Here is a 13,514-nt window from a genome sequence, read left to right on the forward strand (position 1 = left end):
TATGTTGGTGAATTTGTGTGACTACAAACAGAGCGTGACGCTCATCGCCAATAGCGGTGTGCAATTTCTGGATTTTGGCCTGACGCCGCAGGAGTCTGCGCATCATGGCCGCTTTGTGCGCAAAACGGCCAACGGCCCCCTGCTACGGCTGGACTTCGATCTGACAACGGGACGCTATACCCTGCCAGGCAGCACCGGCGGTCAGCCCGAAGTCGTAAAGCCGGAAAGCACCCAAATGCTGCATTATTCCCTGGACGTGCTCGACGGCGTCTGGCTGCCACTGCCGTTCCTGCGTTTTAACCCGCCGCGAACGTTTGTTGAAGGCCCGGATAACTGGGCGCGCGTACAGGTACGAAAACTGGCGCAACCTGACAGCGCGGGCAACACTCACCGCGTTACCGTGGCGCTGGACAGCCAGCTCACTGAAAATGCCCCTGCGGCATTAACCCCCAACGAAAATGACTTGCTAAACGGTACACGGTTTGCGCTAGCCTGGCATGACAACGAAATTGCTGATTTCCTCGACCAGACCTGGATTGACGGCTGGTTGCGCGAATCCTTTATGCATCATGTCACTCAACATGAGAATCGCTCTGAACAAGAGATCCAGCAGGCGCTGCGTAACTTTGAATACCAGGCGCACTGGTTGAATGTTCTGACCCTGTTAGGCGAGCAGCTTTCTGTCCCGGAAGTGAAACTGGTCACCCATACCCTCAGCACGCCCGCCATTCCGGTCGATCTTATCCTGGATATCGGTAATACCCATACCTGTGGCGTCCTGATTGAAGATCACGGCGATGCCAATGACGGACTACGCCAGACCGCTGAATTGCAGGTGCGTTCCTTAAGCGAGCCACAGTTCCTTAACGATCCGCTGTTTACCAGCCGGCTGGAGTTTTCCGAAGCCCGTTTTGGCAAGCAGCACTTTTCCGTTGAGAGCGGTCGTGATGATGCCTTTATCTGGCCGTCGATTGTTCGCGTTGGCGACGAAGCCCGAAAGCTGGCGATGCAGCGCATGGGCACCGAAGGCAGCAGTGGGATCTCCAGCCCGCGCCGTTATCTGTGGGATGAAACGCCGGTACTGCATGACTGGCGCTTTAGCCAGATAAATGGCAAAACCCAGCGCGAACCGCTGGCTACCGCCTTCCCGCTGATGAACCTGATGAACGATGACGGTCAACCGCTGTTCAGTCTGCCGCAGGACGATCGTCTGCCGGTGTTCTCACCGCAATACAGTCGCAGCACGCTGATGACGCATATGCTGTGCGAAATACTGGCCCAGGCGCTGGGGCAAATCAACAGCGTGGCGACGCGTTTGCGCCTCGGATTCCCGGCGTCTCCTCGTCAGTTGCGGACGCTGATCCTGACTCTGCCGTCGGCGATGCCCAAACAGGAGCGCGAGATTTTCCGCCTGCGCATGTTTGAGGCTATTGCGCTGGTCTGGAAAGCGATGGGCTGGCATCCGCAGGATGAAGATTTTACGACCCGTAAGCAGCAGGAAAAGAGCGTGGTTCCCGTACCGGAGATCCAGATGGAATGGGATGAGGCCAGCTGTGGGCAACTGGTGTGGCTGTATAACGAAGCTATCTCTCACTACGATGGTCACACCGAATCATTCTTTAACGCCCTGGCCCGCCCGGACCGTTTGCCGGAGCCCGGTGAGACTAAAGGCCGAGCGTTGCGCGTGGCATCGATCGACATCGGCGGCGGGACAACGGATATGGCCGTCGTCCATTATCAGCTTGATGACGGCGTTGGCGCGAACGTCAAAATTACCCCGCATCTGCTGTTCCGTGAAGGTTTTAAGGTCGCGGGCGACGACATGCTGCTGGACGTGATTCAGCGCTGCGTGTTGCCCGCGCTGCAAACCCGCTTACAACAGGCTGGCGTGACCGATGCCGCCGCATTGCTGGCCACGCTATTTGGCGATTCCGGGCGTATCGACACCCAGGCGATTCTGCGTCAACAAACGGCATTACAGCTCTTTATGCCGCTCGGTCATGCGGTGCTCTCAGCCTGGGAACAAAGCGATATTAACGATCCGGTAGCCGGGCTGCATGCCACCTTTGGCGAACTCCTGAGCCAGCAACCCACGCGCAACGTAATGAATTACATTCAGCAAGCTATCGATCATGCGTTGCCAGCAGGATCGCCAGCGTTTGATGTCCTGAGTGTACCGCTACAGGTGCAGTTCAGACAGTTACAAGAGGCGTTACTGGCGGGGCAATTTACCCTGACCTCCCCGCTACACGCGGTCTGTGAGGCCATTTCACACTATCGCTGCGATATTTTATTAGTAACAGGCAGACCCGCCTGTTTACCGGGCGTACAGGCGTTGATCCGCCATCTGCAGCCCGTTCCGGTTAATCGTATGATCTGGATGGATAACTACCGCGTACATGAGTGGTATCCGTTTAGCCAACAGGGGCGGATTGGTAACCCCAAATCCACCGCGGCAGTCGGTGCTATGTTGTGCAGCCTGGCGCTGGATTTGCGCTTGCCGCGCTTTAACTTTAAAGCTGCCGACATCGGCGCTTACTCGACCGTACGTTATCTCGGCGTGCTGGATAATACGGTCAATACCCTGCGCGATGAGAACATCTGGTATCACGATATCGATCTGGATAAACCCGGCGCGAAGTTGGATGCCCGCCTGCATTTCCCATTACGTGGCAACGTGACGTTAGGTTTCCGCCAACTGGCAAACAGCCGCTGGCCTGCCACGCCGCTGTATACGCTCAGCATAAATTCTGCCGAACTGGCAAAAACCATCGCCGGAGATGGCGTGTTGAATGTACGGCTGCAGCTACGAGGCGGTAGCAAAGAAAACGGCCCGGAATTCTTCGTGCTGAGCGATGCCTGGTTACAGGATGGCACCCCCGTTGCCGCCAATGCCTTAACGTTAAAACTGAATACGCTGGCAGACCGTCGCCATAGCGGTAGCCATTACTGGATTGATAGCGGGAGCGTGTACCTGAAATGAGTAAGATGTTAAACACCGCGCAGGCCGCCATCACATGGGTCGCTGATACCCGTCAACGTTCGGCGCGTCTTGATGATGAAGCAGATGCCCTGCTGGCGCAGCTCACCCTCGCCGCCGTGAATGAAGCTGCGTTGAAGACGACCTTTTCATCGCAAGGATGCGTTGGGTTATACGGGCATTCGCAATCGGCAAAAGCACACCTGCTCGCGGCGTTGTGCAGCAATGCCAATGGCAAAGTGAATATCGTTACCCCGGATCGCAGTTTTGATTATTTTTCGCATATTAATCCTGGCCATGCGCCAACCAATATGGCGATCCGCTTTACGCGTGATGAAAATCCGCTCGATAGTGAATGGCCGTTGCGTCTGCGATTACTCAGTGAAGCCGAACTGGTACAGCTTTTTATTACCCAGTTTTGCGCCCTCCCGGACAACCGCCAGGTTGAGAAATCGATTATTGAGGCGCGCCTGGAAAAATGGCAGACGCTGCGTCAGCGTCATCCGGTACCGGGAATTACCGCGCACGATGTTGCGGCAATTGGCCGTTTCTGGCGCTCCAGCGTGCCAGCCAACCAGCAGCAAATCGACGATGCGCTTTGGCATCAGTTTGCCACACTGCTGCCGGCACTGGATCTGACGACCCGGGCAAACGCCTGGGCGTTACTGTGGGGAGAACAACCAGAGCTCACGCAGCAGTGGCTGGCGCTGGCGCATACGCTGCAACAAACCGGGAACGCGCAGGAACTGGCGGCTCCGTTGAGCCTGCTGGTTGACCATTTTGGTTTACCTGCCGAGAGTTTCCTGACTCAGGTGGCATTGACTGGCAATGAGGCGCAGAGCGATGTGGTGGTTCATCCCATTGAAAACCATCAGTTGCTCAATGCGGTCAGTCTCTCCCAGGCGTCACTGGCGCTGCTGACGCGCGAACTGGTCCTGACGGTTGAAGACGCCGTACTGGAGAATGTCGATCTGCTCGATATCCCCCTCGCCCCGGATGCGCATTCCCATCCGCTGTGGCAGGCCAAATTAGGCTGGATGCTGGAATATTATCGCCAGCATTTGCAACCGGATGTGCTCTTAATCTGTAATGCGGTATCGACCCGTTCGCAGACGCCTGCTATCACCCGCAAGCTACTGGGCTGGGTTAACGATACTCAGCCTGTCCATGATGCCGCATTGCCGGGCGTGGTTTGGGCCATTACCCCGCAGGATGCACGCTTTAGCACCCAGCAAAATCTTGATGAGTCCGTGCAGCAATTAATGGGCAAACCCGGACTACATTGGGGCACGCTGCAGGCGCTGGATAAACATAGCTTACAACGCCTTGTCGAATGGCTGACTCAGGCAACTTCGCCACAGCAGCGTCAGGCCAGATTGACCTCCCTGCGTGAGCAGCACCAGCAGCGCGTACGCGAAACCCTGATCGGCTGGATTAATCCCGTTGAGACCGAATCTGGAGGCAATGAGTGGGTGATCCGCCAGCTACAAGCTCAGGCGGCAAAGCATGGTGAACTCCTGGATGGTTTGCTCCCGCCGATGCGTCTCTTTGAGTCGCTGCTGCGGGTTCAGCAGCCACGCGAGGAACAGGTAAGCGGGTTATTTAATGAGGAGATTGACCTGTTTGCCGAGGTGCGTGACACACCGCTCTCACCGGATAGCAAAGAGAGCGGTTATCAGGCGCACAAAATGTGGGTTAATCACGTGCGCCAGTGGTGTCGCGATGAGAATAATGCCCGTCGTTTACGTCTCGAACCGCGTACGCTAAGGCAGGTCGCCGATATCCTCGTCACCGCCAGCTATCGCCTGGAGATGCCGCAACGCTTACAGCGCATTATGCAGCGAGAAAACGTCTGCGCCGCGCAGCTTCACGCCGATATTGGTGATTTTATTACCTGGCTTGGATTTGCCAATGTCGCCGAAGAACAGCGCCCTGCCAGCAGGATCCAAAAAGGATCGGCTATTTTTAGCGCGCCGAAACAACAGCCGATGTTACGCCTGACGAAGCTGGATGAACAACCTTCGCACGGCGCAAGCCGGTACGTTTACGACTGGCTGGTCGCGTTGTATACCCGCGCCAATGAAAACGTGGGATATCAGCATCCGCAGGATGTCAGCGAAGCCGATAAAAAACGATTAGATGCCCTGTTTTCCTCCTGAAACGGCGTTAACGCCGTCATCAGAAGAGAGAAAACATTAACGCGACGGGAAAACTCATCGGCCAGGTCGCCCCGACTAATACCGCGCTGAGAAAACGAATTCGCTTTTTATCGCGGGAAAGAAACCAGGTGATGATTGCCGTGATAGCGGCCATCACCGCGTAAAAAACCAACATTTTTTGGTACAGAGACATGTAAGGCGTCCGGGCCGAAAGGTAAAATCGCGCGCAATATGCTCTTTTTCATGACCCACATCAAGTTTTATTAATTATTTTAAGGGAAACAGCGGGAAAACAAGCCGTTTTCATTATGTTCAGAATCCGTACTATTGCGGATAGTTATAACCCGTACTATACCCATAGGGGTTATAACGAAAGGTGGCACAAATGAATGTTTCCAGTAAAACTGTGGTGCTGATAAATATATTTGCTGCTGTAGGACTTTTCAGTCTGATTTCCGCAAGGTTCGGCTGGTTTGCTTGATGTGATTCTTGTTGATTAATTGCAGCGTCCGCTGGCAGAGGGGGTCTTCTCTCTGCCATTAGTGCACGATCTTCCCACTCTCCCGCCGCCGGGTAAATTATCCTTAGTATGTAATGTCCCTAATCCTTCTGCGGCATTATATTGCCCGAATAACGGCTCGGCGTTGTGCCGGTATGTTGATGGAAGAACGCGATAAAAGCGCTGTCGCTGACAAACTCCAGATATTGCGCCACCTGGCTAATAGGGCATCCATCCGCCAGCATCTCCATGGCTTTTAGCAACCTGAATTGCTGCCGCCAGTTCTGATAATTCATCCCGGTATCCCGGGTAAATATTCGACCGATTGTTCTCTCACATGCCCCAACCCGTCGGGACAATTGATTCAGTCGCGGTGGGAGTTCGCCCATACGTAATCCCTCTAGCCACACGTTCAACCGCGGATCTGAGGGAAACTGCAACGTCCAGTTTTCACTGCGGGCGGCGCGTATTTCCTCACAAAAAACGGTGATGAGGCTGGCCTGCTGCGCGGCTGGCATATCCCATGGCCAGAAAGCCATACGTTCTATCACTTCAAAAAAGAGAGGGTTAACCTCGACTATCTGCAGCGGTAACTCAGATAATGGCAATGCGGTTGAAAAGTACAAAGAACGATAAGCCATCCCCCCTCGCATTATGGCGCGATGTACCGTCCCGGCCGGGATCCAAACCGCACGCCGTGGCGGTAACAGACACAGAGACTGCTCCAGCTCGATCGTAATGCTCCCCGCAGCCGAAAAAAGTAGCTGATGACGAAGGTGGCTGTGCCGTCCTGAATCATGTAGCCCCATATCGGCGGCTATACCGATTACCGGTTTGTCAAAGCTATCCGCATCGAAAGCATCATCAGGCGCAATTTTCATTATCTGTCCGATATTTGATATTTAATGTCCTGATAATGGTAATGAGACACACCCCTTTCAGCAATAATGCCCGCCTGTTTTGTTTCTCTGGATATTGTATGAATACGCTTCGCCGCCCGCCGCTGTGGCTTCTTACGCTACTGATTATGTTCCCGCAACTGGTGGAAACCATCTACAGCCCGGCACTGCCAGGTATCGCCACTGCTTTTCACATCAGCAGTGAGCGTGCGGCTCAAACACTCTCCGTTTACTTTGCTGCCTTCGCCGTCGGTGTGGCGATGTGGGGTTGGCTGAGCGACTGCATCGGGCGACGTTGGGCTATGCTGGCAGGACTTATTTGTTATGGAACAGGCTGTGCCTTAGCCATTTTTGCCGCCGACTTCAGCGTTTTACTGCTGGCACGGATGGTCTCCGCCATCGGAGCGGCTGCCGGGTCAGTGGTGGTACAGACCATGCTAAGGGACAGTTATGAATCACCCGCGCTATCCCGCGTCTTTTCTGTGATGGGCGCCGCACTGGCATTGAGTCCGGTTTTCGGCCTGCTAAGCGGAGGTTGGCTGGTAAGCCTGTACGGTCATACTGGTGTATTTGTTGCCCTTATGCTGCTGGCGCTGCTACTGCTAATACTGACAGCGACCATACTGCCAGAAACCCGGCCCGAGCATACGCTCAACCCGAGGCTTATCGCACTGCTCTCCCGCATGAGGCGGGACAGCGATCTTTGGAAAAATGCCATCCTGGTCGCGTTGTTAAATACCATGCTGTTTAGCTATTACAGCCTGGCACCGTTTCTTTTCGGGCAATTAGGATGGAGTTCCCGAGCCTTTGGCTGGACGGGGTTGTTGCTTGCGTTTGCTTCACTGTCGGGTAGCCTGCTGAACCGGAGGTTGCTAACGGCAGGTCTTACACCGGAACAACTGGTACGTTATGCCTGTGCGCTGGCAGCGTTGTCAGGTCTCGTCGCGTGGTGGCTACAGCACTGCGCGTGGATCCTGTTGCCGGTGTTCGGCGTGGTGTTAGCCTATGGGATCGCGATTCCTAATGTGCTGAGTCAGGCGCTGCGTCACTACCGTGAACAAGCCGGTGCTGCCGGTGCGTTGTTCGGGTTGAGCTATTACCTGTTACTGGGAATGATGCTGGGGTTGGCAGGCATGGTGCAACAGTTGGGGCTGGTTCTGAGCGTCTGTGCGCTACTCGCCTGGCTTTGCAGCTTACGCCGCTGATACCCGGACGGTAAACCAGAAAGCACAAAGCCCCGACATTAAGCTGGGGCTTTGTTGTTTCAATTAGCCTGACCTCGCGGATATTTCCAACTTACCGCCGTCCGATGGCGACGAGGCCAGTGGCGCGAATAGTATAGACACACGTTTGCCAGTATTTAGCTATCCGTGCCCCCTTTACCGTTCGCGCTTAAGAAATTACTCATGCTTGATCATGACATGGCGAACAATCGTGTAATCCTCCAGTCCATAAACCGACATATCCTTGCCATAACCAGACTGTTTTTGCCCACCGTGCGGCATCTCGCTAACCAGCGTGAAGTGAGTATTGACCCAGGTGCAACCATACTGCAGGCGAGCGCTAAATCGATGCGCGCGTCCCACATCCCGGGTCCAGACGGAAGAGGCCAGGCCGTATTTCGAATCATTCGCCCACGCCAGTACCTGATCCTCATCCTCAAATACGGTTACGCTGACCACCGGGCCGAAAACTTCCCGCTGCACGATGGCATCATCCTGCTTTGCCCCGGCCAGCAGCGTCGGAGCAAAGTAGTAGCCTGCGCCATCCACTTTTTTACCACCGGTGATGACTTTGATATGCCCCAGCGCTTTGGCTTCATCGACCGCTTTCGTCACGCGATCGAGATGCGCCTGCGAGCTTACCGGTCCCAGCTCGGTCGATTCGTCATTCGGTGCGCCGATTTTCAGGCTGGCTACCGCAGCGCCAAGTTTCTCGACCAGCGCGTCATAAATGCCTTTCTGGGCATAGATTCGACAAGCCGCGGTACAATCTTGTCCAGCGTTGTAATAGCCAAAAGTTCGCACGCCGCTCACCACAGCATCCAGATCGGCATCATCAAAAATGATGACCGGAGCTTTGCCGCCCAGTTCCATATGCGTGCGCTTAATCGAAGGCGCGGTATGCTGGATAATGTGTTCACCGGTCGCAATGGAGCCTGTCAGAGAAACCATCCGGACTTTTTCATGACCGGTCAGCGGATCGCCTACCGTTTTGCCACGGCCAAACAGCACGTTGATAACGCCAGCCGGATAAATATCTTTGGCAAAATCAGCCAGCTTAAGCGCCGTCAGCGGGGTAATTTCTGACGGTTTAATCACCACACAGTTACCCGCCGCCAGTGCCGGCGCCAGCTTCCACGCCGCCATCATCAGCGGATAGTTCCACGGTGCAATAGAGGCCACCACGCCCAGCGGATCACGACGAATCATCGACGTATGCCCTTCCAGATACTCTCCGGCCGCCTGTCCTTGCAGGGTACGAGCCGCCCCGGCAAAGAAGCGGAAAACATCGACAATTGCCGGAATTTCATCGTTGAGGACGCAGTGCAACGGCTTACCACAGTTGAGTGATTCCAGCTCTGCGAAGGTTTGCGCGTTATCGGCGATTGCGTCAGCCAGTTTCAGCAGCAGTTCTGAACGCACTTTTGGCGTGGTTTGCCCCCAGGCGGCAAACGCGCTGTCGGCTGCGCGTACCGCGGCATCAACCTGCGCGGCTGACGCTTCGGCAATCTCCAGAATGAGTTCACCAGTGGCAGGGTTATAGACTGGCTGCTTTTCACCTTCACCGTTGACCAGCTCGCCATTAATCAGTAATTGATGTTGCATAGCAATTTCCCATATCGTCGTTTATTTACCGTTTCCAGCGAGAGTGTCGCCTTCACGCGTTAGCCACCAGGCCCCTAAAATTGGCAGTGTCGTCACCAGCATTACCAGCAATGCCACAACGTTGGTGACAGGCACATCTCGTGGTCGACCCAACTGATTGAGCAGCCACAAAGGAAGTGTTCTTTCATGTCCGGCGGTGAACGTTGTCACGATGATTTCATCAAACGACAAGGCAAACGCCAGCATCCCCCCCGCCAGCAGCGCCGATGCCAGGTTTGGCAGCACGACATAACGAAAGGTTTGCCAGCCATTGGCGCCAAGATCCATAGACGCTTCAACCAGACTCCATGAGGTACGGCGAAAACGCGCCACGACGTTGTTAAATACCACCACCACGCAAAACGTCGCATGGCCCACGACGATCGTAAGAAAACCGGGTTCCAGGTTGATGGTTTTAAACGCCGTCAACAGCGCCAGGCCGGTAATAATCCCCGGCAGCGCGATCGGCAACAGCAGCAACAGCGATATTGCGCTTTTACCAAAAAAGTCCCTGCGCCACAGTGCTGCAGCGGCCAGCGTCCCCAGAACGAGGGCGATAGCTGTCGACAACGCAGCGATTTTAAGTGACAACGTCACCGATTCCAGAATATCGCCACGCTGCGCTGCAACGCTAAACCACTTCAGCGTTAACCCCTGCGGTGGAAAACTAAAAGCAGCCTCCTCAGTATTAAAAGCATAGGTGGCGATGATGAGGATGGGAAAGTGCAGGAAAATAACCCCACCCCATGCCGCCAGTTTGAGTAACCAGGGTGCGCGTTCAGAGTGCATCAAAAGCTCCCAGACGCTTCACGAACGCCAGATACAGTGCGATTAATACAATCGGCACCAGAGTAAATGCCGCCGCCATCGGCATATTGCCAATCGCCCCTTGCTGCGAATACACCATGTTGCCGATGAAATAGCCCGGCGGCCCCACCAGTTGCGGCACGATAAAATCGCCCAACGTCAGAGAGAAGGTAAAAATCGAGCCTGCCGCAATACCGGGTATCGCCAGTGGGAGGACCACATAGCGGAAAGTTTGACGCGGACGTGCGCCTAAATCAGCGGAGGCCTGTAATAGCGACGGCGGGAGTCTCTCCAGCGCGGCTTGTACCGGCAGGATCATAAACGGCAGCCAGATGTAGACGAACACCAGAAAGCGCCCTAACCCTGAAGTCGACAGCGTATTGCCGCCTACGGCAGGCAGCGTCAGAAACGAGAGCAGCAGCGGCTCCAGCCCCAGATGGGTTAAAAACCATTGCGCCACGCCGTCTTTAGCCAACAGTAACGTCCATGCGTAGGCTTTAACGATGTAGCTGGCCCACATCGGCAACATCACCGCAATGTAAAAAAAGGCTTTCATTTTTCCGCTGGTATAGCGCGCCATATACCACGCCATCGGAAACGCCAGAATCGCGCTGGCAATGGTGACCGCCACCGCCATCGTCAGGGTACGCAAAATGATGTCGTAGTTGGCCGGATTAAACAGCGCCCGCAAATTCGCCAGCGTCAGGTTCGGCGTGACCGACATGGTGAAATCGTCGAAGGTATAAAAACCCTGCCACAACAGCGTCAGCAATGAGCCGAAGTAGACAATGCCAAACCACATCAGCGGTCCGAGGAGCAGCAAAAACAGTCCCAGCCCCGGATTACGCCAGAATAAACCTGAAATCCGGTTCAGACCTGTCGACTGTGGAGGCGAATGTAAGACATTCATAGCCATTCACCTCTCCTCAACCAGCGGTACCATCACGTCGCGTGACCACGACGCCATCACCTGCTGACCTGGCGACAACGTTGAGGGCAGCATTTCGCCCGTCAGATTCGCCTGGCTAACCAGCAACTTTTCACCACCGGCCAGTTTCAGTTCAAATCGTGTCGCCGCGCCCTGGTACTGCACCGCCTGGATAACTCCCGTAGCCTGGACTTCTCCCCCGGCATCATTCAAACGAATATGTTCCGGGCGCAGGGAGAACATCCCCTGTAACCCGCAAACGTTCGCTGACATCGTGGCATCAAAGACATTGGACGTCCCGACGAAACTTGCCACAAACGGTGTCCGCGGACGCATGTACAGTTCGCGCGGAGAATCCACCTGTTCGATGCGACCGTTATTAAACACCGCCACACGATCGGACATCGACAGGGCTTCCCCCTGATCGTGAGTGACAAAAATGAAGGTGATACCAAGAGATTGCTGTAATTTTTTCAGCTCCAACTGCATCTGTTCACGCAGCTTGAGATCCAATGCTCCGAGCGGTTCATCCAACAGCAGGACGCGCGGCTCATTGACCAGCGCCCGGGCAATCGCCACGCGCTGCCGCTGACCACCGGAAAGTTGCGACGGTTTGCGTTCATAAACAAAACCGAGCGCAACTTTATCCAGCGCCTCTCGCGCTTTGGCGTGACGCTGTTTTTTATCAATGCCTTTGACCATCAGCCCGTAGGCGACGTTGTCGAGAATCGACATATGCGGGAACAACGCGTAATCCTGAAATACCGTATTGACGTCCCGTTCCCAGGGCGGCAATTCGCTGGCCTGCTTACCAAAAATGGTAATTGCGCCGCCTGACAGCTGCTCAAACCCTGCAATCAGGCGCAGACAGGTGGTCTTGCCGGAGCCGGATGGCCCCAGCATAGAGAAAAACTCACCGTCATTAATCGCAATACTTACGCCATCAACTGCACGAACATCCCCGTACAGACGCGAGACGTTATGAAACTCCACTGCGTACGTCATAAAACCCCCAGCGGAATTAACGACCGCCCATAATGGCGATGTAATCCTGCGTCCAGCGACTGTAAGGAACGAATTTGCCACCTTCTGCGATCGGCGTTTTCCAGAAGGCAATTTTGTCAAAGTAACTATAGCCGTTGGTTTCACAGCCCTTTTCACCCAGCAACGGGCTGGCTTTACAGCCTTCAGGCACTACTGGCAGAGAACCAAACCAGGCCGCAACGTCGCCTTGAACTTTCGGGGTTAATGACCAGTTCATCCATTTGTAAGCACATACCGGGTGTTTCGCTTCGCTGTGCAGCATGGTGGTATCAGCCCATCCGGTAACCCCTTCTTTTGGGAAAACCGTGGCAATAGGCTGGCCTTCCCCTTTCAGAGCGTTAGCCTGATAAGGCCATGCGCTTGACGCCACCACACCTTCGTTTTTAAAGTCGCTCATTTGCACGGTGGTATCATGCCAATAGCGATGGATTAGCGCGTGCTGATCGCTCAGAACTTTGATAACCGCCTGATACTGCTGTTCGGTGAGCTGATAGGGATCGGTAATGCCCAGCTGCGGCTGAGTTGCTTTAACGAATAACGCGGCATCGGCAATATAGATCGGCCCATCGTAGGCCTGAACGCGCCCTTTATTGCTTTTCCCGTCCGCAAGTTTTTGTTCAACAAAAACCACGCTCCAGCTATCTGGCGGCGTTGGGAAGATTTTGGTGTTATACATCAGCAGGTTTGGTCCCCACTGGTATGGCGTGCCGTAAACTTTTCCGCCAACGTTGAACCACTCGCCTTTTACCACGCGTGGATCGATGCTTTTCCAGTTTGGGATCAGCGCGGTATTAATCGGCTGAACGCGTTTACCCATAATCAGACGCAATGAGGCGTCACCGGAAGCGGTAACCAGGTCGTAGCCGCCTTTTGCCATCAGGCTGACCATCTCATCAGATGTGGCCGCCGTTTTGACATTGACCGCGCAGCCAGTATCTTTCTCAAACTGCGAGACCCAATCATATTGTTTATCGGTCTGTCCACGTTCGATGTAGCCCGGCCAGGCAATAATATCCAGACGGCCTTCCGGTTTATCTAATGATGTCGGGGGTTCGGCTGCCTGTGCAGTCATCAGCGTCATACTGAGTGCGCACAGGCTACTGAGGGCAAACTGCTTGCTCATAACGTCTTACTCCTGTCTAAAAAATATTGAGCGGCAGCCTTGCCGTAAATATATGTCCTTTCCTAAAAATAGTCGGGGTGTGGTAAGCGTTCCTGTTGGCGCAAGGAAATTTAATCAGGTTGTGAGCTAACGCTCATTACGCTACTGACGCTGACCGGGGATTTTTATCTTCTGGAGAATAGACAAGGAGTTAGATGCGATGGCGGCA

The 13,514-nt window shown here is 54.6% G+C and carries 11 protein-coding genes; 4 read left to right on the forward strand and 7 right to left on the reverse strand.

What is annotated here, in order from left to right:
- Position 1: 1 nt before the first annotated feature.
- On the forward strand, positions 2–2,983 hold the full coding sequence (locus tag OGV94_RS11255; protein WP_172863021.1) for a virulence factor SrfB: 2,982 nt from the start codon (positions 2–4) through the stop codon (positions 2,981–2,983).
- Positions 2,980–5,139: a virulence factor SrfC family protein gene (locus OGV94_RS11260; RefSeq protein WP_047411131.1), complete on the forward strand. Its 2,160-nt coding sequence runs from the start codon at positions 2,980–2,982 to the stop codon at positions 5,137–5,139. Before OGV94_RS11255 ends, OGV94_RS11260 begins: the two co-directional genes overlap by 4 nt.
- 19 nt (positions 5,140–5,158) lie before the next feature.
- Here OGV94_RS11260 and OGV94_RS11265 read toward each other — a convergent pair whose 3' ends face one another.
- A complete protein-coding gene (locus OGV94_RS11265) occupies positions 5,159–5,332 on the reverse strand; it encodes a GhoT/OrtT family toxin (RefSeq protein WP_016153148.1) in 174 nt (57 codons plus the stop codon).
- A 192-nt stretch (positions 5,333–5,524) separates the two neighbouring features.
- Between OGV94_RS11265 and yncL the strand changes: the two genes are divergently transcribed.
- Complete coding sequence (yncL, locus tag OGV94_RS11270; RefSeq protein WP_071524268.1) at positions 5,525–5,620, forward strand: stress response membrane protein YncL; 96 nt, start codon at positions 5,525–5,527, stop codon at positions 5,618–5,620.
- Positions 5,621–5,739: 119 nt separating this feature from the next.
- On the opposite strand, the gene OGV94_RS11275 is transcribed toward yncL, so the two are convergent.
- A complete protein-coding gene (locus OGV94_RS11275) occupies positions 5,740–6,519 on the reverse strand; it encodes an AraC family transcriptional regulator (protein WP_286523350.1) in 780 nt (259 codons plus the stop codon).
- Between the two features lie 98 nt (positions 6,520–6,617).
- Here OGV94_RS11275 and OGV94_RS11280 point away from each other — a divergent pair, with 98 nt between their 5' ends.
- Positions 6,618–7,742 (forward strand): multidrug effflux MFS transporter, encoded by a 1,125-nt coding sequence (locus tag OGV94_RS11280; protein WP_286523352.1) that lies wholly within the window; start codon positions 6,618–6,620, stop codon positions 7,740–7,742.
- 195 nt (positions 7,743–7,937) lie between these two features.
- Here OGV94_RS11280 and patD read toward each other — a convergent pair whose 3' ends face one another.
- Genes patD through ydcS form a run of 5 tightly spaced genes read right to left on the reverse strand, consistent with a single transcriptional unit; the run spans position 7,938 to position 13,306 of the window.
- Complete coding sequence (patD, locus tag OGV94_RS11285) at positions 7,938–9,365, reverse strand: aminobutyraldehyde dehydrogenase (protein ID WP_043016261.1); 1,428 nt, start codon at positions 9,363–9,365, stop codon at positions 7,938–7,940.
- A gap of 21 nt (positions 9,366–9,386) precedes the next feature.
- The gene (locus OGV94_RS11290) at positions 9,387–10,193 is read right to left on the reverse strand and encodes an ABC transporter permease (RefSeq protein ID WP_043016260.1); all 807 of its coding nucleotides are present in this window, start codon (positions 10,191–10,193) and stop codon (positions 9,387–9,389) included.
- Positions 10,183–11,127, reverse strand: coding sequence for an ABC transporter permease (locus OGV94_RS11295; RefSeq protein WP_172863020.1), 945 nt, complete (start codon positions 11,125–11,127; stop codon positions 10,183–10,185). The genes OGV94_RS11290 and OGV94_RS11295 overlap by 11 nt, the downstream gene beginning before the upstream one ends.
- Complete coding sequence (locus OGV94_RS11300) at positions 11,128–12,144, reverse strand: ABC transporter ATP-binding protein (protein WP_003833135.1); 1,017 nt, start codon at positions 12,142–12,144, stop codon at positions 11,128–11,130.
- Positions 12,145–12,160: 16 nt separating this feature from the next.
- Positions 12,161–13,306 (reverse strand): putative ABC transporter substrate-binding protein YdcS, encoded by a 1,146-nt coding sequence (gene ydcS, locus OGV94_RS11305; protein WP_043016257.1) that lies wholly within the window; start codon positions 13,304–13,306, stop codon positions 12,161–12,163.
- Positions 13,307–13,514: the final 208 nt, after the last annotated feature.

This window comes from Citrobacter sp. Ce006 (assembly GCF_030336535.1).
In the GTDB taxonomy this organism is placed as follows: domain Bacteria; phylum Pseudomonadota; class Gammaproteobacteria; order Enterobacterales; family Enterobacteriaceae; genus Citrobacter; species Citrobacter europaeus.

What these genes read in the sequence shown, in the direction of transcription:
- OGV94_RS11255 (WP_172863021.1), top strand. Translation starts at nt 2, where the DNA reads ATGTTGGTGAATTTGTGTGACTACAAACAGAGCGTGACGCTCATCGCC.
- OGV94_RS11260 (WP_047411131.1), top strand. Translation starts at nt 2,980, where the DNA reads ATGAGTAAGATGTTAAACACCGCGCAGGCCGCCATCACATGGGTCGCT.
- OGV94_RS11265 (WP_016153148.1), bottom strand. Translation starts at nt 5,332, where the DNA reads ATGTCTCTGTACCAAAAAATGTTGGTTTTTTACGCGGTGATGGCCGCT.
- yncL (WP_071524268.1), top strand. Translation starts at nt 5,525, where the DNA reads ATGAATGTTTCCAGTAAAACTGTGGTGCTGATAAATATATTTGCTGCT.
- OGV94_RS11275 (WP_286523350.1), bottom strand. Translation starts at nt 6,519, where the DNA reads ATGAAAATTGCGCCTGATGATGCTTTCGATGCGGATAGCTTTGACAAA.
- OGV94_RS11280 (WP_286523352.1), top strand. Translation starts at nt 6,618, where the DNA reads ATGAATACGCTTCGCCGCCCGCCGCTGTGGCTTCTTACGCTACTGATT.
- patD (WP_043016261.1), bottom strand. Translation starts at nt 9,365, where the DNA reads ATGCAACATCAATTACTGATTAATGGCGAGCTGGTCAACGGTGAAGGT.
- OGV94_RS11290 (WP_043016260.1), bottom strand. Translation starts at nt 10,193, where the DNA reads ATGCACTCTGAACGCGCACCCTGGTTACTCAAACTGGCGGCATGGGGT.
- OGV94_RS11295 (WP_172863020.1), bottom strand. Translation starts at nt 11,127, where the DNA reads ATGGCTATGAATGTCTTACATTCGCCTCCACAGTCGACAGGTCTGAAC.
- OGV94_RS11300 (WP_003833135.1), bottom strand. Translation starts at nt 12,144, where the DNA reads ATGACGTACGCAGTGGAGTTTCATAACGTCTCGCGTCTGTACGGGGAT.
- ydcS (WP_043016257.1), bottom strand. Translation starts at nt 13,306, where the DNA reads ATGAGCAAGCAGTTTGCCCTCAGTAGCCTGTGCGCACTCAGTATGACG.